24 protein-coding genes and 1 other annotated feature are annotated in these 24294 nt (G+C 36.7%); of the genes, 12 read left to right on the top strand and 12 right to left on the bottom strand.

What is annotated here, in order from left to right; genetic code table 11:
* Positions 1-78: 78 nt before the first annotated feature.
* From JFU54_RS08170 to JFU54_RS08150, 5 genes are all read left to right on the top strand, one after another.
* The gene (locus tag JFU54_RS08170) at positions 79-2283 is read left to right on the top strand and encodes a spore germination protein (RefSeq protein WP_201064199.1); all 2205 of its coding nucleotides are present in this window, start codon (positions 79-81) and stop codon (positions 2281-2283) included.
* Between the two features lie 16 nt (positions 2284-2299).
* Entirely contained in the window at positions 2300-3394 is a 1095-nt protein-coding gene (locus tag JFU54_RS08165) for a spore germination protein (protein ID WP_201064198.1), read from the top strand.
* Complete coding sequence (locus tag JFU54_RS08160; protein WP_201064197.1) at positions 3370-4449, top strand: Ger(x)C family spore germination protein; 1080 nt, start codon at positions 3370-3372, stop codon at positions 4447-4449. The genes JFU54_RS08165 and JFU54_RS08160 overlap by 25 nt, the downstream gene beginning before the upstream one ends.
* An 88-nt stretch (positions 4450-4537) precedes the next feature.
* Positions 4538-4723: a hypothetical protein gene (locus JFU54_RS08155; protein ID WP_193652323.1), complete on the top strand. Its 186-nt coding sequence runs from the start codon at positions 4538-4540 to the stop codon at positions 4721-4723.
* 98 nt (positions 4724-4821) lie between these two features.
* Positions 4822-5244: a pyrophosphohydrolase domain-containing protein gene (locus tag JFU54_RS08150; protein ID WP_002034433.1), complete on the top strand. Its 423-nt coding sequence runs from the start codon at positions 4822-4824 to the stop codon at positions 5242-5244.
* Positions 5245-5288: 44 nt separating this feature from the next.
* On the opposite strand, the gene JFU54_RS08145 is transcribed toward JFU54_RS08150, so the two are convergent.
* Complete coding sequence (locus JFU54_RS08145) at positions 5289-6395, bottom strand: VrrB protein (protein WP_201064195.1); 1107 nt, start codon at positions 6393-6395, stop codon at positions 5289-5291.
* A gap of 166 nt (positions 6396-6561) precedes the next feature.
* On the opposite strand from JFU54_RS08145, the gene JFU54_RS08140 reads away from it, so the two are divergent.
* Positions 6562-6990 carry a GNAT family N-acetyltransferase gene (locus JFU54_RS08140; RefSeq protein ID WP_033731463.1) on the top strand — a complete coding sequence of 143 codons (429 nt, stop codon included), beginning with the start codon at positions 6562-6564 and terminating at the stop codon, positions 6988-6990.
* 27 nt (positions 6991-7017) lie between these two features.
* Here the strand turns inward: JFU54_RS08140 and leuS are convergent, their stop codons facing one another.
* The 11 genes from leuS to JFU54_RS08085 form a co-directional block, all read right to left on the bottom strand.
* Positions 7018-9426 carry a leucine--tRNA ligase gene (gene leuS / locus JFU54_RS08135; RefSeq protein WP_016102930.1) on the bottom strand — a complete coding sequence of 803 codons (2409 nt, stop codon included), beginning with the start codon at positions 9424-9426 and terminating at the stop codon, positions 7018-7020.
* 65 nt (positions 9427-9491) lie between these two features.
* Positions 9492-9710: a binding site (T-box leader), on the bottom strand.
* A 198-nt stretch (positions 9711-9908) separates the two neighbouring features.
* Entirely contained in the window at positions 9909-11102 is a 1194-nt protein-coding gene (locus JFU54_RS08130; RefSeq protein WP_201064194.1) for an MDR family MFS transporter, read from the bottom strand.
* Positions 11103-11292: 190 nt separating this feature from the next.
* Complete coding sequence (locus tag JFU54_RS08125; protein WP_060750061.1) at positions 11293-12516, bottom strand: cation:proton antiporter; 1224 nt, start codon at positions 12514-12516, stop codon at positions 11293-11295.
* Between the two features lie 3 nt (positions 12517-12519).
* Positions 12520-13017: a cation:proton antiporter regulatory subunit gene (locus JFU54_RS08120; RefSeq protein WP_060750062.1), complete on the bottom strand. Its 498-nt coding sequence runs from the start codon at positions 13015-13017 to the stop codon at positions 12520-12522.
* A 34-nt stretch (positions 13018-13051) separates the two neighbouring features.
* A complete protein-coding gene (locus tag JFU54_RS08115) occupies positions 13052-13618 on the bottom strand; it encodes a tyrosine-type recombinase/integrase (protein ID WP_201064193.1) in 567 nt (188 codons plus the stop codon).
* Positions 13619-13730: 112 nt separating this feature from the next.
* Complete coding sequence (locus JFU54_RS08110) at positions 13731-13919, bottom strand: hypothetical protein (RefSeq protein WP_002067637.1); 189 nt, start codon at positions 13917-13919, stop codon at positions 13731-13733.
* 159 nt (positions 13920-14078) lie between these two features.
* Positions 14079-15938, bottom strand: coding sequence for an FtsX-like permease family protein (locus JFU54_RS08105; RefSeq protein WP_201064190.1), 1860 nt, complete (start codon positions 15936-15938; stop codon positions 14079-14081).
* A gap of 16 nt (positions 15939-15954) precedes the next feature.
* Positions 15955-16716 (bottom strand): ABC transporter ATP-binding protein, encoded by a 762-nt coding sequence (locus tag JFU54_RS08100; RefSeq protein ID WP_002067633.1) that lies wholly within the window; start codon positions 16714-16716, stop codon positions 15955-15957.
* A gap of 305 nt (positions 16717-17021) precedes the next feature.
* The gene (locus JFU54_RS08095) at positions 17022-18044 is read right to left on the bottom strand and encodes a DUF418 domain-containing protein (protein ID WP_201064189.1); all 1023 of its coding nucleotides are present in this window, start codon (positions 18042-18044) and stop codon (positions 17022-17024) included.
* Between the two features lie 136 nt (positions 18045-18180).
* Positions 18181-18330, bottom strand: a complete 150-nt coding sequence (locus JFU54_RS08090; protein WP_001129345.1) for a hypothetical protein — start codon at positions 18328-18330, stop codon at positions 18181-18183.
* 15 nt (positions 18331-18345) lie between these two features.
* Positions 18346-18609 (bottom strand): YtzC family protein, encoded by a 264-nt coding sequence (locus JFU54_RS08085; RefSeq protein ID WP_002089099.1) that lies wholly within the window; start codon positions 18607-18609, stop codon positions 18346-18348.
* A gap of 259 nt (positions 18610-18868) precedes the next feature.
* Here JFU54_RS08085 and mnmL point away from each other — a divergent pair, with 259 nt between their 5' ends.
* The 6 genes from mnmL (at position 18869) to JFU54_RS08055 (ending at position 24271) form a co-directional block, all read left to right on the top strand.
* Positions 18869-19828, top strand: a complete 960-nt coding sequence (mnmL, locus tag JFU54_RS08080; RefSeq protein ID WP_201064188.1) for a tRNA modification radical SAM protein MnmL/YtqA — start codon at positions 18869-18871, stop codon at positions 19826-19828.
* Positions 19825-20397: a tRNA 5-(aminomethyl)-2-thiouridylate-methyltransferase MnmM gene (mnmM, locus tag JFU54_RS08075; protein ID WP_201064187.1), complete on the top strand. Its 573-nt coding sequence runs from the start codon at positions 19825-19827 to the stop codon at positions 20395-20397. The genes mnmL and mnmM overlap by 4 nt, the downstream gene beginning before the upstream one ends.
* Positions 20398-20582: 185 nt before the next feature.
* Entirely contained in the window at positions 20583-21416 is an 834-nt protein-coding gene (locus JFU54_RS08070) for an ABC transporter ATP-binding protein (RefSeq protein WP_201064186.1), read from the top strand.
* A gap of 18 nt (positions 21417-21434) precedes the next feature.
* Positions 21435-22115, top strand: coding sequence for a hypothetical protein (locus tag JFU54_RS08065; protein WP_016092477.1), 681 nt, complete (start codon positions 21435-21437; stop codon positions 22113-22115).
* A gap of 24 nt (positions 22116-22139) precedes the next feature.
* On the top strand, positions 22140-22814 hold the full coding sequence (locus JFU54_RS08060) for an aspartate/glutamate racemase family protein (RefSeq protein WP_201064184.1): 675 nt from the start codon (positions 22140-22142) through the stop codon (positions 22812-22814).
* A gap of 155 nt (positions 22815-22969) precedes the next feature.
* Positions 22970-24271: a PepSY-associated TM helix domain-containing protein gene (locus JFU54_RS08055; RefSeq protein ID WP_201064181.1), complete on the top strand. Its 1302-nt coding sequence runs from the start codon at positions 22970-22972 to the stop codon at positions 24269-24271.
* Positions 24272-24294 lie beyond the last annotated feature (23 nt).

Here is a 24294-nt window from a genome sequence, read left to right as displayed (position 1 = left end):
CTTTTCATAAATAAATGAATAATATACAAAATTAGCCACAAAATAGCACTATATTACAAGATCAAAGAGGGCATACATATGATTTGGAATTGGTTACGTAAGAAAAAAAACTCAAATACAAAAGAGACAGATGATTCGAAACAACAGCCAGATGATCAAAAGGAACATAACAAAGATAAGAATGGCGAGCCAAAAAGTACGGAACAAACTGAGGATAATTCTCAAAATAAGCAGCAAAATTCTAAACAAGAGGATTCTTCTCAAAACAAGCAGCAAAGTTCTAAACAAGAGGATTCTTCTCAAAACAAGCAGCAAAGTTCTAAACAAGAGGATAATTCTCAAGGTAAGCAGCAAAATTCTAAGCAAGATGATAATTCTCAAGACAAACAACAAAATTCTAAACAAGAGCATTCTTCTCAAAACAAGCAACAAAGTTCTAAACAAGAGGATTCTTCTCAAAACAAACAGCAAGGTTCTAAACAAGAGGAATCTTCTCAAGACAAACAGCAAAGTTCTAAACAAGAGGATTCTTCTCAAGACAAACAGCAAAACTCTAAACAAGAGGATAATTCTCAAAACAAACAACAAAGTTCTAAGCAAGAGGATTCTTCTCAAAACAAACAGCAAGGTTCTAAACAAGAGGACTCTTCTCAAGACAAACAGCAAAGTTCTAAACAAGATGATAATTCTCAAGACAAACAGCAAAATTCTAAGCAAAATGATTCTTCTCAAGACAAACAGCAAAATTCTAAACAAGATGATAATTCTCAAAACAAACAGCAAAGCTCAGGAAGTAACAGCATTTATGACTTTAGCAAACCAGAAAGTGACCATATTCATTCTCTACAAGATTTAATAGAGAAGATGAAACAGTCTAGTGACTTTGTTAATTACCATACATCTGACGATGACACGATGCCTTATTGGATTTCTTACTATCGTCCTTCACTTGATGGTGAGAAATTGCAAAAGTATTTAATGCCTACTCTAATGGAACGTCCTTGCGCTCCATTAGAAGAATTAAAAGAACATATTCCAATGAGTGGTATAACGATTACGAACGACTTACAAAAAATTGAGGACATGGTTTTAAAGGGACATGCAATTATTCAATTAAATCAGCAAGATCAAAAATGTATGCTTGCAAACATTGCAATTGATAATTATCGTGCACCAACTCCTCCATTAAATGAATCCACCGTTATCGGGCCACAAGAAGGATTCGTAGAAGATATTGATACGAATATTAATTTAGTACGAAAACGTCTTCCTGTTTTAGATTTACACACAAAAGAGATGATTATTGGAGAGTTTTCAAAAACAAAGGTTGTCATGATGTATTTAGACAACCTTGCCGAAAAAGATAATGTAGACTTTCTAGAAGAATCACTTCGAGCTCTTGAATATGATCAAATTAACGATAGTGCTTATATACAGGAATTAATGGGTGAAAAGTCAATTTTTCCTCTCTATATAAATACAGAACGCACTGATAGAGTCACAAAAGCACTTATTGATGGAAAAATCGCTATTTTTGTTGATGGTTCTCCAAGTGTCCTCTTAACGCCTGTATCATATTTCGATTTTTTCATTTCACCAGAAGACTATAACGTATCTTGGCTATACGCGACATTTTCAAGAATATTACGCCTTATCGCAGTTCTATTCTCAATTTGTGCCACACCGCTATATGTCGCTATTTTAAATTATCATTACGAGCTCATTCCAAGTGATTTGCTTGAAACATTGATTTTATCAAGGGCACAAGTACCCTTCCCACCTTTAATCGAGGCGCTCTTTTTAGAATTAGCCATTGATTTATTAAGAGAAGCTGGCGCGCGATTACCAATGAAAGTTGGACAAACACTAGGTATTGTAGGCGGTATTGTAATTGGGCAAGCATCTGTACAAGCTGGTTTAACGAGTAATATTTTATTAATTATCGTTGCTTTATCAGCGTTAGCTTCCTTTATTACGCCCATTTATAAAATGGGTAACGCCGTTCGTTTACTACGTTTCCCATTTCTCGCATTTGCAGAAATAGGTGGGCTCTTCGGTATATCTCTTGGATTTATCTTTTTATTTACCCATTTGTTTAGACTTACTTCTTTACGTAAGCCGTACGCTCTCTTTTATCCAACGAGACAACAATCCTTTAAAGATTCTTGGATTCGTTTTCCATTAACAATGATTGATACTCGAGATGTTCAAGCAAGACCGCAACACGTAAAGAAAGCAACTAATGGAATTTCTACAAAACATACGTCAGATTTTGATGATTAAGAAATGAGGTGCATCGATGAGTAAAATTAAAGCAGAACACCAAATATCACCCGTCTTCGTTTTCTTTTTAATTCACGGTGCACAATTTGGTGCTGGTGTTCTCGGATTCGCTCGAATCATTGCAAAAGCCGCTGGATACGACGGCTGGATGGGCGTTCTAATCACAGGAATCTGTATCCATATTCTTATATGGATGATGTATTTCTTATTAAAAGAAACAAACGGGAATTTAATCGACTTACATCGGCAAACATTTGGAAAGTGGCTAGGAAACGGCATTAATATCATCTTTGCTGCTTATTTTTTAATCGTCAGTATTTCCGTCATTCGAACATACGTTGAAATTATTCAAGTGTGGATGTTTCCTACCGCTTCCACCTTTATGTTAACACTATTTTTATGCTTAGTTAGCTATTACATTATCTCTTCTGGATTTCGTGTAATTACCGGCATTTGTGTCATCTCAGTTGGTGGTACATTAGGATATTTATTTCTTAGCCTATTCGTTTTGAAATACTCTCATTGGCCTAATTTACTCCCTATATTCACACATTCTTTTTCAGATATTTTAAAAGCCGCTCAACTGTCAATCTACAGTATGACCGGTTTTGAGGTTTACCTCATGGTTTATCCATTTGTGAAAAACCCTAAACAATCTCATAAATTCGCTCAATATGGGGCACTATTTTCAAACCTACTATATTTATTTAGTACCCTTTTAGCCTTTGCGTTTTTTAGTGAAAAACAATTATTAAAAACAATATGGTCCCAACTTTCTATGACCCAAGTCATTCAATTACCATTCATAGAAAGGCTAGAATATATTGCAATTTCAGCTTATGCACTCGTTATTATTACAAGCTTTATCCTTCCTTTATGGGCGTCAATGAGAGCAACTCACGAAATATTCCGTGTAAAACAAAGAGGTGTTCTAATCGCTTTCATCTTCATCACTCTCATTGTTTCACAACTTTTAACAAACAGGCACGATATTAATAATTTTATTAGTAACGCATCAAAAGTTAGTTTTTGGCTCATTTATGTATACATCCCAATCCTATTTATTATTGTGTGGGTGAAAAGAAAATGGAAAAAATCAAAAGAAAATTAATACTTATTTCTTGTATAACACTCTTCAGTCTAACTGGGTGTTTACAAAAGAATATTATCGATGACGTACACCTTATCCAAGGAACTGTCTTTGATGTAGCAAAAGATAATAAAGTAAAAGTGACATTTGTTTGTCCTATTCAGCAAAAAGGTAACAAAGTTCAAGTTTTTGAAGGTACGGCAAATGCTGTAAAACAAGTAAAAGCAGATACATCTTTAGAATCTTCTCAACCATTCGCTAGCGGACAAATGCGTGTTGCTCTATTCACCACCAGAATTGCCAAGAAAGGAATGGTTGCTTCCTTCGATACATTAATTCGCGATGTAAACATTGGGAATGCCTTATATGTTGCTTTACTTGAAGGTAATGGTACTGAACTTTTAAAAGGAAAGTACACGACTTCATCCAACGTTGCCATTTATATAAAAAAAATGCTAGAACATAATATGGAAACTGGTCCTCTACCAAAAGATAACCTGCATTTAGGAGCATTCCGTTATTATCGAGAAGGACAAGACTACTATATTCCAATTTTAAAAAAGCATGGTGATAAAATAAAAGTCATTGGAATTGGCCTTTTTAAAAAGGATAAATATGTTGGTAAAATTGCGGAAAAAGATATGTTTATATTCAAAGGACTTTTAGAGAAACATAAGTTGGATTCACATGAATTTAAAGCAACTCCTGGGTACGTAATGATTAATAATATTCGTTCTGTTCCAACATACGATATAAAAATAAAAAATGGAAAGCCTTCTTTTTCCATTCATGTTAAAGTTGATGCTCGTATTCAAGAAGTATCGAAACAAATTAACTTAGAGAATGCTAAGAACACAAAAAAGATTGAGAAGGCCGTCCAAAAACAATTGGATATACAGGGTAACAAGTTAATTAAGCAATTCAAATCTTTAGGTGTCGATCCTCTCGGGCTAGGAGCTAAATATAAGCAACATTATCGCCCATTCAAATTAGAAGAGTGGAAACAAATGTACAAAGATGTTCCAGTTAATATAAAATACACCGTAAACATTACAAATTCTGGTGTAATTGAATGAGAAATGATTGAACTCCTCTCTCCAGCATGATACAACGGAAAGAGGAGTTTTTATTTTTTAGAGAGAGAAGATATTTATGGGGGAGCTTATGTCCAAAAAATTAGTAAAGCCTATTTTAAACGGTATTTTATTTCTCGGTGTCTTTTTATTTGCTCATACATACTTAAAAAATGTTTCCTTCACACGTTATTTACTTGTCGTTATACCAATGTTGCTCGTTGGTATGTTTGGCATCGATCTTGTTTTATCCATTTTAATAAAAAAAGAAGAATAACGAGCGAACATCTTATTTCTCATAAGATGTTCTTTTTATTTAATAACTACCTTATGTTACAATAAAATTCGGCATAACGTAAGAAAGGATGAAACAACATGACAAACGAAAAAGGTTTAGATAAAGGATACGAACTTGTTGCAAAAATGCATGAAGAATTCGGACATCCTGTGACAAGTACTCCAACAAAACTAACAGAAGAGCGTGCAAAAATTCGTGCTAGCTTTATGCAAGAAGAGCTAGAAGAATTTCTAGAAGCAACAACTGTTGAAGATCAATATGATGCACTTATTGACCTTATTTACTTTGCATTCGGAACGTTTGCAGAAATGGGCGTACGTCCAGATAAAGGATTCGAAATTGTAAACAATGCTAACATGGCAAAACTATTCCCTGATGGAAAGCCTCGATTCCGCGAGGGCGACGGCAAAATTATGAAACCAGAAGGATGGCAAGCACCGGAACCACAACTTCGTGCGGAAATCGAACGCCAACGTCAAGAGGCAGAAAAAAACTGCTAGGATCTCCTAGCAGTTTTTTATTATGTCTTTTTTCCTTTGGTCTATTAATGACCCACGTGTCCCGCGTGTCCTGCTGCTCCTGCAGTACCAGCTGCTGCTCCTGCTGCCGTCCCTGCTCCAATTCCACCTGCCCAAGGCTGTTGTTGCTGCTGATACTGTTGGTATTGTTGTTGACCTTGATGATGCTGTTGACCTTGATGATGCTGTTGACCTTGATGATGCTGTTGGCCTTGATGATGATGTTGACCTTGATGATGCTGTTGGCCTTGGTGATGGTGTTGGCCTTGATGATGCTGTTGACCTTGGTGATGGTGTTGACCTTGGTGATGGTGTTGGCCTTGGTGATGATGTTGACCTTGGTGATGGTGTTGGCCTTGGTGATGCTGTTGACCTTGATGAGTTTGATAAAGGACAGCCTGCGGGTGAATTTGATGATGACCTTGGTGATGTACTTGTTGCTGATGGTGGCCGTGGTGTTGATGATGACCATGATGACCATGATGACCATGGTGTTGATGATGGCCTTGGTGACCATGATGATGTGTTTGATAAAGGACAGCCTGCGGATGAATTTGATGATGACCATGATGATGTACTTGTTGTTGATGATGGCCATGATGCTGATGATGGCCGTGTTGTTGATGATGACCGTGATGGCCGTGATGCTCATGATGTACATGCTGACCGTGATGGCCGTGATGCTCATGATGTACATGATGACCGTGATGACCGTGATGCTCATGATGCACATGCTGACCGTGAACACCTTGAGGAAAGCCGCCGATCCCACCTGCTACAACACCAACGCCAGGTACAGGAAATCCTGTTTGTACACCGCCAACGAAAGATGGGAATGTAGTTGGCATACCTACAGGAACTCCTCCTTGTGCACCTCCTACTAGTGCCGGAAATCCTGTTTGCGCTCCAGCTACTGACGTTGGAAATCCTGTTTGCACTCCAGCTACTGACGTTGGGAATCCTGTTTGTACACCCGCCACTGACGTCGGAAATCCTCCAGCTGCTCCTCCCATCCAACTTGGGATTCCGCCATATCCGTGTTGACCATCTCCTCCCATAAACATCATTTGTCCATAACTATCCGATCCACCTCCGAAGAAGCCATGTGGTGCATTATTGTCCATCCCTTTCATTCCTTTCACCTCTTCTGCTCAATTTAACCTACCTTTTTTATCATATTTCCTATAGAAGAATAGGTGTTTGTCTATATAGGAATTCCGCACCTTTTTCTTCGTTCTCCATTCATGATAGGATTAATTGACTGATTATTTTTCTTTCACTTGAAAGGGGGCATTTCCATTGGAGAACATAGCAAAAGCTTCCATCGACGATTTAGATTCAATCGTACATATAGATGTTAATGTAATCGGAGACGATAGTAGACGAGATTATATTAAACACGCTATTGATGAAGGAACCTGCATCATTGCAAAAGAGGACAATTCCATTTCTGGTTTTCTAACATACGATACAAATTTCTTTGGTTATACTTTCCTCTCATTAATCATTGTTTCGCCAACGAAAAGAAGACAAGGTCATGCAAGCTCATTAATCTCATATATGTTAAGACATTCTCCTACTCAAAAAATATTTTCTTCAACGAACAAATCGAATACAAATATGCAAAAAGTTTTTAAAGCAAATGGATTTATGCGTAGTGGAATGATCGAAAACTTAGATGAAGGTGATCCTGAGCTTATTTTTCACGCAAAAAAGCTCAGAGCATAAACGCTCTGAGCTTTTATTAATAATTAATTAGTTTGCAACAACGTTAACAAGTTTTCCAGGAACAACAATTACTTTACGAACTGTTTTTCCTTCAATTTGTTCTTTGATTGCCTCAAGTGCAAGTTGTTCCATTTCTTCTTTTGATGCGTCTTTACTCATTGTTAGTTTTGTGCGAACTTTTCCCATAATTTGAACAACGATTTCAACTTCATCTTCTACAAGTTTAGACTCATCAAATGTTGGCCAGCTTGCATATGTGATTGTTTCACTGTATCCAAGTTTGCTCCATAGTTCTTCCCCGATGTGAGGTGCAACTGGTGCAATCATTTTTACGAAACCTTCTACATATTCTTTCGGAAGTGTTTCAGCTTTGTATGCATCGTTGATGAATACCATCATTTGAGAAATCGCTGTGTTGAAGCGAAGCTCTGCATAGTCTTCTGTTACTTTCTTCACTGTTTGGTGGTAAGCTTTTTCAAGATCTTTGTTTGGTGCATCAGTAATTTTCTCACTCAATTCACCGTTCTCTTGAATGAATAGGCGCCATACGCGGTCTAGGAAGCGACGAGCTCCGTCAAGACCATTTTCAGACCAAGCGATTGAAGCATCTAATGGTCCCATGAACATTTCATATAGACGAAGTGTATCTGCACCGTGGCTTGCTACGATATCATCAGGATTTACAACGTTACCTTTTGATTTACTCATTTTCTCGTTGTTTTCACCTAAGATCATACCTTGGTTGAATAATTGTTGGAACGGTTCTTTCGTTGGAACTACACCGATATCATATAATACTTTATGCCAGAAACGAGCATATAGTAAGTGAAGTACAGCGTGCTCTGCTCCACCGATATAAATATCAACTGGAAGCCATTGTTTTACTTTTTCAGGGTCTACAAGTGCTTCGCTGTTGTTTGGATCGATGTAGCGTAGGTAGTACCAGCAGCTACCAGCCCATTGTGGCATTGTATTTGTTTCACGACGACCTTTTTTACCAGTTTCAGGATCAACAACATTTACCCACTCTTCAATGTTTGCAAGTGGTGATTCACCTGTACCTGAAGGACGAATATTCTCTGTTTTCGGAAGAACTAATGGTAATTCTTCTTCTTTCACAGCTGTCATTGTACCATCTTCCCAATGGATTACTGGAATTGGCTCACCCCAGTAACGTTGGCGACTAAATAACCAGTCACGTAGACGGTACGTTACTTTTTGATTTCCTGCGCTTGTTACTTCAAGCCACTCAATCATTTTTACAATTGCTTCTTCTTTATTTAAACCATCAAGGAATGCTGAGTTTACGTGCGCACCATCACCTGTATATGCTTCTTTCGAAATGTCTCCGCCTTTTACAACTTCCTTCATTGGAAGATTGAACGTTGATGCGAATTCATAGTCACGCTCATCGTGAGCTGGAACTGCCATTACAGCACCTGTTCCGTAAGTTGCAAGAACATAATCAGCGATCCAGATTGGTAATTTCTCACCGTTTACTGGGTTAACTGCGTAAGCACCAGTAAATACACCAGTTTTTTCTTTCGCAAGTTCTGTACGCTCTAAATCGCTCTTCATTTTAACAGAGTTAATGTAAGCTTCTACAGCTTCTTTTTGTTCTGGTATTGTAATGTTAGCAACAAGTGCATGCTCTGGAGCCAGTACACAGTAGCTTGCTCCAAATAGTGTATCAGGACGCGTTGTGAAAACTGTGAACTTCTCATCTGTACCGTCGATGTTGAAGTGTACTTCTGCACCTTCAGAACGACCGATCCAGTTACGTTGCATGTCTTTTAAGCTTTCTGGCCAATTAAGCTCATCTAGATCTTCTAATAGACGATCTCCGTAAGCTGTAATTTTTAACATCCACTGTCTCATCGGACGACGCTCAACTGGATGTCCACCGCGCTCACTCTTACCGTCAATGATTTCTTCGTTTGCAAGTACTGTACCAAGTGCTGGGCACCAGTTTACAGGTACTTCATCAACGTAAGCTAAACCTTTTTCAAATAGTTTTAGGAAGATCCATTGTGTCCACTTGTAGTAGGTTGGATCTGTTGTATTTACTTCACGATCCCAATCGTAAGAGAAGCCTAATGCTTTAATTTGATTACGGAACGTATTAATATTAAGCTCTGTAAATTCAGCCGGGCTGTTCCCAGTATCAAGTGCATATTGCTCTGCTGGAAGACCGAATGCATCCCATCCCATTGGATGAAGAACGTTATATCCTTGCATACGCTTCATACGAGATAAAATATCTGTCGCTGTATAACCTTCTGGATGACCTACGTGTAAGCCTGCACCTGATGGATATGGGAACATATCTAGTGCATAAAATTTTGGTTTTTCTGTTTCATCTGGCGTACGGAATGTTTTATTCTCTTCCCAATGCCCTTGCCACTTCTTCTCAATTTCTTGATGATTAAAGCTCATGAGATACCCTCCTTGAAATTCTATTTATTTTCACCGCCCAAAATACAAAAAACCTCTCATCCCTAGAAAGGGACGAGAGGTTATAGATTCCCGCGGTACCACCCTAAATTAATGTAATAAATACATTCGCTTAGATCCGTAACGTGGATTAACGGCAATTGCTACTAATGATTTCACAACTGCAACTCAAAGGCGAGTTCATAACGAAACGTGGATTGACTTGCACCGACCGTCAACTCTCTAAACCAGCTTCTATTACTACTACTCCTTCTCACTGTTATTACAAATATGAGTTAATGTGAACTACCCACCACTTAGTATCTCTTAAGAGCTTACTAGAAGCGAGGGCTTCTCGGTTAATCATTACTCTTGCTAACTAACGAATTTGTCTTAGGACAGCCGAGCTAACTCCCTTGTTCCAAAGGATATTTTATTACTATTTATTTAAATATATTCTAAAACATGTTGCATGTTCCGTCAAACTAAACTGCAATTTTTTCTTCAACTGTTTCTTCTACTTTTACTCGTCTATCATAAATACTCGTTGCTACAAGCGCTACTACAAGCATTACCATGATCGCAATAAACAATACTTCCATATTGTATAAGTCAACAATCGCTCCGCCAACGACCGGTCCGAACATTTTCCCTACAGTCGCTGCGCTATTTACAACACCTTGATAAAATCCTAGCTTATCTTTCGGTGCAAGTATATTTGCGATGGTCGGAACTGCCGGCCATACGAATAATTCACCAATTGTTAATGTCACCATCGCAACGAGAAACATCGTAAATTGCTGCGCTTGGCTTAAAACAATAAACGACGCCGCAAAAATGACGATTCCAATCATAATTTGTTGTTTTAAAGAACGCTTCATCCAGCGAATTAACATACTAACAAGTGGCTGCGCACAAACAATCATCGCTCCGTTTATCGTCCATAATAAACTATAATGGCGGAGGCTAATATCTAATTCTCGCATATGAGTCGCAATTGCCCCTTGCCACTGTACGTATGTAACCCAGCATAAAGCATATGCTACACATACGATTAGAAGCGCTTTGAAGCCAGGTGTAAGTGACCAACCTTTTTTCGTTTCGGCTTCTTTTTGTACCTCTTGCTCTTTTTTTGCTTCCATACCACGAAATCCAATAAACGCAATTAAGAAGAAAATAAAATATAAAATAAAGTTCGCTAAGAAAATATAATCAAAACGATAAGACGCAACTAATCCACCGCACGCTGTTCCAATCGCAATCCCAACGTTTTGTCCAACATACATTGCATTGAACGCTCGTCTCCCGCCTTCTGGCCAAACCGTACCGACCATCGCATACATCGATGGAAACACCATTCCAGAACCGAATCCGATTAATGCTAGCCACACAACATATAATGGCCAACCATGGAAAAATACAAGACCTAAAATCGATACAAGTGTAATGATAATCCCTACTAAAATTGATTTATAACCGCCCCATTTATCAAATAAAACACCGCCGAGCAAGTTTCCGATTACACCAGTAAGCGAGTTGATCATTAATACCATTCCGGCTACTGATAAAGATTTCCCTAAACTATCATGTAAGTAAATTGTATTAAAAGGCCATAAAAAAGAAGCACCCGTGACATTAATAATCATCCCAGCTACTAATAGCCATACTTTCCTTGGCATAGTCTCCCCTCCTATTCTCTTTTTTTCGTTCATATATATAACAGTAAAATTGTAGTCGTTTTTAAATAGGAAGGCAACTGATTAATAGTTGATGAAATTCAGATAATAGCACAAAGACGATTAGAATGTATTCTAATCGTCTTTGTAAAATATTAATCTATAAATAATGGAATCGTTCCCTCGCGAAAGGTTATCCAACTTCCTTTTTACGTTTTGCACTTTCTTTAGCACTCCATTTAAATATTTTGTCTAGTAGAGAGTATATTCTCCCAGACTCCTTCGTTAATAATGGCCCTAACGACGCCAATATTAAAACATATAAAGCTGAGAATGGTTTAATCGTTGCCATTAAGCCACCCGCTATTCCGAGATTCGCGACAATAATGGAGAATTCCCCACGTGATATAAGTGTTAAACCGATATTCGTAGAAGCCTTATGCGATAACCCGGCTTTACGCCCTGCAATCATTCCAGCTGTAAAATTACCGATGAGAGTAATGAAAACTGCTCCTAATGCCAACCATACTGCTCCTCCAAGCGAAAACGGATCTATACTTAAACCGAAGCTGAAGAAAAATATAGCTCCAAAGAAATCACGAAACGGAACGACGAGATGCTCGATTCGATCACTATGCTCTGTTTCTGAAAAGACGAGTCCTAACAATAAAGCCCCAATCGCTTCCGCAACATGAATTGTTTCTGAAAATCCTGCTACAAAGAATAAAATAGCGAATATTACGATAATAAAAATTTCGTTTGACGAAATATCTAATACTTTATTTAGGAACGGCGTAGCTTTTCTAGCGATTACAAAGAATAGGAGCATATACCCTACCGCGATTAACACCGATGTAAGAGCACCTACAAATGATGTTGCACCACCGAGTACTAACCCTGAAACGACTGATAAATATACAGCTAAAAAGATATCATCAAACATAATGATTCCTAATATTAATTCAGTCTCTTTATTACCAGATCTTCTTAAATCAACAATTACTTTTGCAACAATTGCACTCGATGAGATTGTAATGATTCCAGCAATAATTAATGTTTCTAGTAAGGGGAAGCCCATTATATATCCATAAAGTAAACCTAATATGAAATTAAGCGATATATGAACACTCCCCCCAAAAGCAATCGATTTTCCTGATTTAATTAATTTTTTTATTGAGAATTCTAAGCCTAAGTAGAATAGGAGGAATATGACGCCAACACGGCCGAGGAAGGAAATAACTTCTCCGCTTTCAATAAACCTTAAATCGATAAGTCCTAAATCTGGGGCATGAGGCCCCACTAGCATACCGAGTATAATGAGAAACGGAATAATCGAAAACTTTAACTTTGCAGCGAGGATAGCTGCAAAAGCTACTAATACTAACGCAGTTCCAACTTCCAAAATTAAAGTATCCATCGATTATGAATCACCTCCTGCCGAAAGTAATTCCTTAATGATTCTTTTCACTTCATGTCTTTCGCCCGATAATACGAGCATATCGCCAGCTTCAATGATAGAATCTGGGCCTGGATTAAAGAACTTCTTCATATTCTTTTTCAAAATAGCAATGATTGTTACGTTATATGTTTTTCTAACGTGTAAGCTACCAATTGTTTGTTGTACTACTGGTGCATTATTCTCCACCTTAAACCATTCAATTGATAATCCTTCAAAAGCCATCTCAATTGTGTCTAGCGCTTGCGGCCTATATACCATTCCGCCTAATATAGCCGCAATTTGTCTCGCTTCAGAATCACGAAGAGAAATGCTTGAAATACTCTCATCGTGATCCGCATCAAAATGATACATTTCTCTTCGGCCATCATCATGAATAACGATAACCATTTTTTCATTACCTTTTGTGATTACTTCAAACTTACAACCAATGCCCGGTAGTTCACTCTCTCTAATATTCATATTTTCCGCCTCCTAAAGTTTTTAGTTACGGCTTTTACAAATCTACATCAATCTCTGTTTTAAACTTCTCATCTTTTGAGATTCCTAAATACTTGAGCGTCTCTGATGGAGTTGCGTGATGAAAATGCTTTTGCAATAGCGCAATCGCTATTCCTCTTTTGTACGCATGAAATCCAAATGTTTTTCGCATTGAATTCGTTCCAATCTTTCCAACAATCCCAACCGCTTCAGCTGCGCTATGGATAACACGATATGCTTGTTGGCGTGAGATTGAATTTGTCGTTTTATTAGATTGAAATACGTAGTTTTCTCTTTGAATATCAAAAGATTGTACGTACGCTAAAAGCGCCTCTTTTACTTTTGTATTTAAATAAATATCTTGTTTAAACTTTTCATCTTTCACAGGAAGAGAATAAAACTCTTTAACAGTCTTATCTTCATTTAATACCTCTTCAAATTTCATACTAAGTAGCTCAGTGATCTTTAATCCAGTGTTAATTCCAATAACAAATAAAAGATAATCTCGCTGCGAGTGCTCTTTTAAATACTTTTTCATAGCCTCAATTTGGTTTATATCTTTTAATGCCTCTACAACTTCCATACATGTATTCTCCTCATCTTATGAACGGTAATTTTCTCATCATGTTGTCCATTTTACCTTATCATGCTATGGGAATTCCATGTATTATCCATTTCCTTTTAAATTTTTTACGCTATACAATTGGAGCGATATACTTTAATGCACCTAAAAATTCTGGATATTTATGATTTGGAAACTTACTATTGTAAAAATACGTTGCGGTTAGAAAAATAACGAGGGATAAAAATGAAAATAGTAAAACTTCTTTGGACCTTAGCGCTATACCTATAACTTCAAATAAAGATCCATCTTCTTTCTGCAAGTTAGATTCCTCCTTTCAGTTCCTGTTACTTTATACATTCAGTTTATGTTACTTAATTATATTATATAACACAATTAAGTAACATATCAACGTTTTTTTATTATTTTTTCTGAAAATAATAAAAAATACCGAGCACCCTCTGCTCGGTATTTTTCGTTATTAATCTTCTTTCGGAAGAACAATTCCTTTATATAATTGAACTGTAATGAAGTAGTAAATCGCATAAATGACTACGAAAATTACAATCGGTACCCAAATACGGAAATACGGATCAACTAAAATGAAACCGAAAATATTCATACCAACTAATACGTGGGCAATACCCACAATTGCCGGGAATAGGAATACTAAGAATAACTCTTTATAAATAGATGTTGTTAATAATTCACGGCGCACACCGATTTTACGAAGCATTTGATAACGCGTAATATCTTTTGATGCACCAGACAGAATTTTAAACATTAAGCAACTCGCCATCATCGCTAAGAAAGCAATTCCAAGGAAGAAGCCCATAAACACTGTTCCACTCGCAACACCGTAGAACATATCGTAAGCTTGATATTTACTGTTCATTCTTTCAGCCGTTACATTTTTATATTTATCTAGCTGCAACTCGTCAAGTTTTTTCCATTCTTTTGTGTATGTTAAAAAGTCATCTGTTTTTCCGATAAATGCTATACCTTCTTTACCATTTATCCCATCGTACATTTTTTGATCCACAATTTTAATTGCATGATCTTCGTATATATAATATGGCTGGATTGTACTAAAAGCATCAACCCATTCTCCTGGAAGTTCTTTAGCGTTCGCATCTTTTTCATTCATTTCTCTAGAAACTGCACCTACTGGTAGTTCCTCTGAAACTTTTTTCGTATTTACTAAATCCTTCATCGATTCCATATTTGCCATATCTTTTACTAAAGGACGATTGTTCTCTAAATCTTCTTTTACATAGTAAACGTATTTATCGTCAACTTTGTAACGATATTCATTTTTCTCTTTAAATGGAATACCATCTAAAATTTTCTTCTCTTCAGCTGTAGGATTATGAACAACTGAATCATATATTACTAAACCATCGACCATTTTTATAACGTTATTTTTAAACGCCATACCACCTGAAATTGCACCAGCTCCAAGAGCAACTAACATTGCTACTGTCGCAAGCACTTTCGTTAAACTATTAATACGGAAGTTTAATTGTGCAAATGTAAAAGCGTTAAGTCCTTTTTCACTACGTTTTTTATTACTTTTTAACTTTTTAATAATAACTGGAAGAAGCGATCCAAACAGCATGTAAGTACCAGCTGTTGTTGTAATTAATGCTATTATAATTCCCATTTCTTTTAGTTTGTCCATATAAATCATTGATGCATAGCCAATGCCTAATAAAATAACCGCAAGAAATGCAACTAAACCTGTCATTTTTCCTTTTACTGCAACACGTTCTGTTTGTGCATCTGCATGTACAAGTTGCAGTACAGAAATACGCGATAACTTAATACTGTTCATAATTGCTGATAATACAAATAGTGCAAAGAAGAAGATGCAAGTAACAGTCATAGATGGCAGATAAAATGCTTTATAGCCTTCACCCGCAAATTCGAGTTGTTTCATTAATAACTGACCGACACCTTCCGCAAGTCCTACACCAACTGTAAGTCCAATCGCAAGAGACGCAGCACCTAATACGATTGTTTCAATAAACATAAGTAATGTAACTTTATGCTTTTTTGCTCCTAACATCATATACATACCAAACTCTTTTTGACGAAGCGATAGTAAGAAAGAGTTCGCATATAAAATGTAGAAGAACGTTATAATTGCTAATAAAAATGAACCTGCTTGGAATACAAATCCGATAGACTTAATCACTGAATTAGATTCGATAAACGCTTTATTCAGCGCTAACGTTTGGAACATATAAAAAATTGAAATCGACATGACAAGACCGACAAGTAAGACGATATAATCTTTCAGCTTACTTTTTAGCCCTGACATGGAAAGTTTGAATAACATGCCAAAGTCTCCTTTCTTACGCTTTTTGTGTGCCTAAGTCTGCAAGCACATCTAAAATTTCTTTATAAAACTCTTCACGTGTACCACCGCGATGAATTTCTTTATATAGCTCACCATCTTGAATGAATAAAATACGCTGACAGTAACTTGCACTATATGGATCGTGAGTAACCATCATAATAGATACGCCTTGTTCTTCATTTAAGTTTGTCATCGCATCAAGTAAACTTGCTGCATTTTTAGAATCAAGAGCTCCTGTTGGCTCGTCCCCTAAAATAATTGCAGGCTCATGCACTAAAGCGCGCGCTGCTGCTGAACGCTGTTTCTGTCCACCAGATACTTCAGTTGGATACTTTTGAAGTATCTCTGAAATTCCTAACATATCCGCTACTTTCTCTACTTTCGGACCAATATTACGTGACGAGACACCTTGAAGTGAAAGTGGAAGTGCAATGTTCTCATAAATAGATAAGTTCTCTAATAAGTTGAAGTCTTGGAAGATGAATCCTAACTTTTGTGAGCGGAAATCAGAAAGCTCACCTTGCTTCATTTTCGTAATATCCGTTCCTGCAATTTCAACAACGCCACCTGTCGCCTTATCAAGCGTTGAAATTACATTTAACAATGTCGTTTTACCAGAACCAGAAGGTCCCATAATCCCAACAAACTCACCCTCTTGAATTGAGAATGACACACCCTTTAACGCATGTGATTGGTTCTCACCTTTTTTACCGTACACTTTTTGAACGTTTTTCACGTCTACAACTGGTTTCGTCATATATATCCTCCTACACTTGTTTTTCCATTACCTATTTTGCGCCTTTTAGGGGTAAACTGCTATTTGTTAACATTACAATTACCTTACACTTTTGTAATATAAAAAAGGAGAGCTTGTAAGGTTGGCTTTTTTCCTTTTAATCTTAGTGACACATTAAGTCGGTGAATGCAATTATATTAGCGATTTTCAAATATATCGACCGTAACACCAAATATATCAGCGATTTTCAAAATATATCGATTTACCGACAAAAACTGACAATAAAAAATGGGCTATTCCACAAGCGGAACAGCCCATTTCTATCTTTATTTCTTTAAAGGTGTTACCGTCCAATACGTAACAACTCGCCAAATCCATTCTAATGGACCCATTTTAAAGATTTTCATCCAAATCACACTAAACACAATTTGAATTGCGTAAATTGCAATACATACATATAACGTCTGCATGTACGTTAAGTTTCCTGCAAAGTTAAATACACTGCCTGCAATTAAAATCATTGCAGTTTGTCCGATATAATTTGTTAAAGCCATACGGCCGTAGTATTTCAATGGTGCTAACAATGTTTGAACTGATTTTAATTGAAGTAGTAAAATTAATGCTCCAACATAGAAAGCTGAAATGATTGGTCCAACTGTAATACCAATTTTTAAAAATTGGCTTGCAGCATCCATTGTTCCATCTTCGTTCTCCATTATCCCATTTATAAATGGCTCAGCAGGAACGTGACCATATTGATACCATAAAGCTATCACACTTAAAACAAACATAGCTCCTGTAAAAATAGCGACTTGCTTTATTTTCGCTGAAAGATTTTCAAATACTTTGTACTGTCCTGCAGCAAGACCTAATAAAATTAAACCTAATGGTAATAATTCCTTAGCTGCCATAATACTAAAAACTATCGTAAGAATAAGACCGATTACTAAATTTATTTGCTTCTTCACTTTATAAAATGGTAAAGTGACTAATCCACAAATTGCGTATAACGCTAGTGCTTCCCCAGGCTGAAACATTTGATGAATCAAACCAAAAATAAATAGTGCAACTAAGCGGCGTAGAAATAGAACATATCCATTCTTCCCTTTCGCAATTGCTCTTGTAATGAAGATATAGAATCCTACTCCAAATAAGAATGAAAAGATTGAGAAGAAACGACCTTCTACAAATAAGTATAAAAACCTTTGATAACTTGCATCCACTGTACTAGGATCTGGAACTTTAATATTCAGTAGTGCAAGAATATTTACTAAAATAATCCCCAGTAATGCGAAGCCACGAATGTAATCTAACTCATCAATTCGTTTGTTTGTAATATTGTTCCCCATAATACAACTCCTTGTCCAAAATTAAATCCTCCCTTACTCTACTGGAAAAGTAAGCTTACAACTATCGACAAACCTTACAGAAATCTTACATTATTGTCATATAGCAAAATAAAACCAGGTCATATTGCGACCTGGTTTACTCTGATTGCTTTGATCTTTGAGGTTGTCCCTTTTTACTATTACGCTGTTTCACTTGAACAACTGGATCAAGTTCATTTGAAAACTCAGCGTTATGTCCATTTTGCGTTTTTTGCTCTGGATTATTTTGATCTGAACGTTTCGCCATTACATTCACTCCTTATTAGTGCGGTGTAATAATCATTTGATGTTGCAATTGGCGAATTGCCATACGTGCTCTATTTAATTGCTCACGTTGCTCATCATTCGCATGTTGTTGCATCGTTTGTAAATCATTATATGCTTGTTCTAATTGCAACTGAGCATCCGAATACTCCATCGTATTGTAATGCTCCTGTCTCATGCCTTGGTCTAATTGTTCTTTCGCATATTCCACCGCTTGTTCTGCCTGTGTAATATACTCTTCAAGTGATTGACGCTCTGCCATAATTGTCCCTCCTTGCTTCAATTCCCCTTTAGTGTGTCCCTTCCATATGAACCTTATGAGTATGTTATAATGGATTTTGTTTCATCCCGCATTAACGGGCAGTAAGACCTCTACCTCAAAATTTGGATGAAACAAAAAAAGGTAGGTGGGAGCTCAACTGCCCGTAAACGCCCGATTCGTTCAACTAATAATCAGTGGGGGAACATCCCCCACTGATTAAAGTTTCACTTTATTTTGACTCGTCTTAGGAGGGAAAGTAATGAAGGTTCAAAACCCTTTTCCATATACAAACGACAATAAACGTTATCATACATGGAATTACCACTTACGAAATGAATTTGGTGAAAAAATCTTTAAAGTTTCATTAGATGCTGGCTTCGATTGCCCGAACCGTGACGGTACAGTTGCTTACGGCGGCTGCACGTTTTGTAGTGCTGCTGGATCTGGTGACTTCGCTGGTGATCGCCGCGATGATGTTATAACGCAATATCATGAAATGAAAGAAAAAATGCGCTCAAAGTGGAAAGACGGAAAATGTATCGCTTATTTCCAGGCGTACACAAATACACATGCACCACTTGAAGTGTTAAAAGCAAAATTCGAACCGCTTCTAGCAGAAAAAGACGTTGTTGGTCTTTCTATCGCAACTCGTCCAGATTGTTTACCAGACGATGTCGTTGAATATTTAGCGGACTTAAATAAACGTACGTACCTTTGGGTTGAACTCGGACTACAAACTGTTCATGAACGCACTGCAAATCTTATTAACCGTGCTCACGATTATCCATCTTATGTGGAAGGCGTAAATAAATTACGCAAACATGGCATTAGAGTTTGCTCTCATATTATTAACGGTCTTCCACTTGAAGATTACGACATGATGATGGAAACAACTCGTGAAGTAGCGAAGCTTGACGTACAAGGAATTAAAATTCATTTACTTCATTTATTAAAAGGAACGCCAATGGTGAAGCAATATGAAAAAGGACAACTCGAGTTCCTTTCTCTTGAAGATTACGTAAGTCTCGTTGTTGACCAACTTGAAATTATTCCAGAAGATGTAATTGTGCACCGCATCACAGGTGACGGTCCGCCTGATTTAATGATTGGCCCAATGTGGAGCTTAAATAAATGGGAAGTATTAAATTCCATCGATGCAGAATTTGTACGCCGCGGAAGCTGGCAAGGAAAATATGCAAATGAGGAGAAACAAAAATGAAATTAGAACGTGTATTACCGTTTGCTCGCTCGCTGCTGCAAACGGCTGTTAAAGAAGGCGATTACGCTGTAGATGCAACGCTTGGCAATGGACATGACACTTGCTTCCTAGCTGAAATCATTGGAGATAACGGCAAAGTATTTGGATTTGATATTCAAAAAGAAGCAATCGAAAATTCTACTATCCGCCTGAAAGAAAAAGAACTTTTCGAACGTACTGTTTTAGTTCATGGTAGTCACGATACACTCTTATCCGTATTACCAGAAAACGCAAAAGGAAAAGTAACAGGAGCAATCTTCAACTTAGGTTACCTTCCTGGCGGTGACAAACATATCGTCACAAAACCGAACTCAACAATCTACGCCATCGAACAATTACTAGAAGTAATGGCACCTGAAGGTATCATCGTCCTTGTCATTTACCACGGACATCCAGAAGGACAAGTAGAACGCGACGCTGTTCTCAAATTTGCAGAAGAACTCGACCAAAAACAAGCTCACGTACTACGATACGGCTTCATTAACCAGCAAAATAACCCGCCATTTATTGTGGCGATTGAGAAGCGATAAAGTGAAACTTTAATCAGTGGGGTTTACTGTCCAGCAAATAGCGGGATAATTATATCAACGATTTTTCAGATATATCGATCATTCGACAAAACATAACAAAAAAAGACGTGCATTCATTGCACGTCTTTTTCTTATTCTCCTATATAATGGATGTATACAATATTTGAAGAAAGAAGGATAGAACTTTGCTAGTAGAACTAAGGGGAATTCAAAAGAAGTATGGCAAATCACTTATACTAGACAACATCGATTTATCCATTCCAGAAGGAGAAGCACTCGCTATTATTGGTGGGAACGGGACTGGAAAAAGTACTTTACTCAAAATAATTGCAGGCTTTATTCCACCTACGGCAGGGACACTTCAAAGAAAAGAACATATACAAATCGGTTATGTCCCTGAACATTTTCCTGAAGGAATTCGTTTTACATTAGAGGATTATTTATATCATCTCGGCCACATTCACGGTTTATCAACAAAATATTTAAGAAATAAAATTCCGATGCTCCTTGAATCTTTTCATCTACATCATGCAAAGCATTACGTTGTACGAAACTTTTCAAAAGGTATGAAACAAAAAACAGGCATTATGCAAGCATTACTTACGGACGTTCATTTATTAATTCTAGATGAACCTCTTTCTGGGCTCGATCCTAACTCTCAGCAAGAATTAGAGCATATTTTACTCTCATTAAAACAACAAGGCATATCTATACTCTTCACATGTCACGAAAAACAACTACTAGAAAACTTCGCCGATAGAATTGTGACATTAGCAAATTATACAATTGCGGAAGATACCTCTGTGCAAAAATCAACAGAACAGGTCTATATTGAGGCAATTGTTCACGAAACATTTTCATCTATAGAACTACAAAAGCAATCAGGATTTATACAAGTTACACACAATTCAAATCAAAACCTCATTCAATTACAAATCGAAAAGGAATATACAAACGAAATGCTTCAGTTTTTATTACATAAAAAAGCATCTATCACACTGCTACAGCCTAATTTTTAAATCGAAAGAAGGTTTATTATGTTTGCACTTATTCGTTACCATTTTCTCGACTACACAAAATCGTATAAGTACATTCCTCCTATTGCGATGTACTGCATAAGCTTACTTTTTGTATATACATATAAACCAACTCCCATTGTACCGACATACTTAGAAACAGCACTCGCACTTTATTTATTATCTGCCTGGATTACAGTCACAATTTTTCATACTGAAGATCCTGTACAAGAACAAATCACTATTTCACATACAAATAATATTTCGGCATTATACGTTGGTAAATATGTTACGGCTCTTCTTATTTGTACTGTTTTATCTTTTATATCCGTAATCTATCCAATTATTTTGCAAATGTTTAATGAAAAAATGACAGCTTCTTTATTTCTAGTCGGATTTCTCGCTCACATGTCTTTATCTATACTAGGAATTTCAATCGCAACATTATTTACTAGAAATATTATTCAAAAAGCAAGCACCGCTTGGCTTAGTCTTACATTTATATTACTTATGACGATTGCCTCAATCCGGTTAAAAAAAGAGTTACTATGGTTTTTACCACCTGTCGAAAGCTTTATAATGCTTGGACAATACAAATATAATATACTTACTCATACTCTATGGCTTACAGCTTGGGCTATCGTATATTCATTTTTATTACTTACTTTATTTCTTTTTCTCGTTCGCAGAAAACGTTTTTGATTACATATTAAAGGGGACTAAACAATGATTGGAATACTAGCAGGAATGGGTCCAAAATCAACCGGACCATTCGTCGATACAGTTGTAGCAGAGTGCCAAACAATATATGGAGCAAAGCATGATATAGACTTTCCTCATATGATGATTTATTCGTGCCCAACACCGTTTTATATGGATCGCCCTATTGATCATGCGGCGATGAAAAAAGCGATTATTGAAGGAGCGCAAAAACTTGAAAGTACTGGTGTAGATTTCATCGCAATGCCATGTAATACAGCGCATCTTTATTTCGAGGAATTACAACGTTCTATTACCATTCCTATTTTGAATATAGTCGATGAGACGTTAAAAGCAATTCCTGAAAACACAAAAAGAGTCGCTCTTCTTGCAACAGAAGCGACTGTTCAAGCAAGTATTTACCAAGATGAAATTACAAAACGTGATATAGAGTACATTCATAATGAACAATGGCAAGAAATGATTAATCAAATTATTACTTGTATTAAAGGCGGAGAAATTGAGGAAGCTCGTAAATTATGGAGTCTGCTCGTTTTACAGTTAAAAGACGAAGTAGATACCGCTATTATCGCATGTACCGATTTGAATGTGGTGGTGAGTGAGGACTTTGTTGATTCCGCTCAATGTCTTGCGAAAGCAGTTGTTAGGATCTATGCATCAAATATAAAAAAGTCTTCATAAACATAGAACACATCCTTTTTAAAATGTGTTTTATGTTTGATAAAAACAACCAAAACTTTTAACTTTTTTCACAATTCTTTCAAAGTAATCACACTTAATCTCGCTATATTAGATGAGTAATCTATTCATATAGGGAAGGTTAGGGGAACTGAAGTATGAAACAAAATCGTTCGCTTCATTACATTTTTTGGCGTTGGCATTTTTATGCTGGGCTTTTTATTACGCCGCTTCTTATTACATTGTCACTGAGTGGAATTGGGTATTTATTTCGGGAAGAAGTTGAAGATTTCATCTATAAAGATTTATATTTTGGGAAGAGCGCCCAAACAGAGTCTATTTCGATGGCTGATTCGCTTTTCTTAACAGAGAAAAAATATCCACATTATAGTGTGGCGAAAATTAGTGAGTTTAATGGGGATTATAATACTAGGCTTACGATTGCTAATGAATATACAGGAAAGCAAAAATTTGTGTATTTAGATAGCAATAATCAAATTGTTGGGGATCAAAATGCAGCTGAAACGTTTGCCAATATAATGCGGGAATTACATAGTTCCCTTTTAGTCGGTGGCACTGTCGTCAATTATATTGTAGAACTTGCAGCGTGCTGGACAATCTTTTTAATTGTAACCGGGTTGTATATGAGTATACGCCAATTCAAAAACACACCAGCATCCAATAAGCGAGAAAAGGCAAAACGACGTCATTCTATTATCGGTATTATATTTACAATTCCTCTCGTTCTTTTAGTTGCATCAGGTTTACCTTGGTCAGGATTTATGGGTAACCAAATTTATAAAATCGCAGCGTCGAATGAATCAATCGGATATCCGAAATTGTATATGGCACCACCTGAATCAAAGGTAAAAGAATTACCCTGGGCAACAAGAAAAGAAGCTCCTCCGGAATCAAACTCAAATGAACCAAAAGCAATTTCAGTTGATGAATTACAAAAAGGAATTGAAATAAAGAAGCCATACGTTATCTCACTACCGACTGATCCGAAAGGTGTATTCACTGTTTCGAAATCAAGTGGTTCTGGTATTACGGGTATGGATGTGGCACCAAATGAAGAAATAACAGCTTACTTTGATCAATATAGCGGAGAACTCATTTCGAAAACGGACTATCGTGATTATGGATTATTTGCACAATGGTTCACTTACGGTATCCCGCTTCACGAAGGACATTTATTCGGATGGCCAAATAAAATATTATGCTTACTAACGACGTTATCTTTATTACTTCTTATTTATTACGGAGTAAAAATGTGGTTAGCGAGAAAACCGAAAGGAAAATTAGCAGCACCTCCTAAGCAAAGAGATAAGAAAAGCACATTCGTTTTCTTTATCATGATGGTTATACTAGGCGCTGTCATGCCTTTATTCGGACTATCTGTTTTAGTTATTTTCGCGATTGAACTTCTCATATACATATTTTCACAAATACGATCATAATAAAAAAACCACTCAACATGAGT

The organism is Bacillus sp. TH19, from assembly GCF_016651075.1.
Classification (GTDB): domain Bacteria; phylum Bacillota; class Bacilli; order Bacillales; family Bacillaceae_G; genus Bacillus_A; species Bacillus_A mycoides.
The sequence above is the reverse complement of the archived record's forward strand: the minus strand, read 5'-3'. Positions and strand labels throughout refer to the sequence as shown.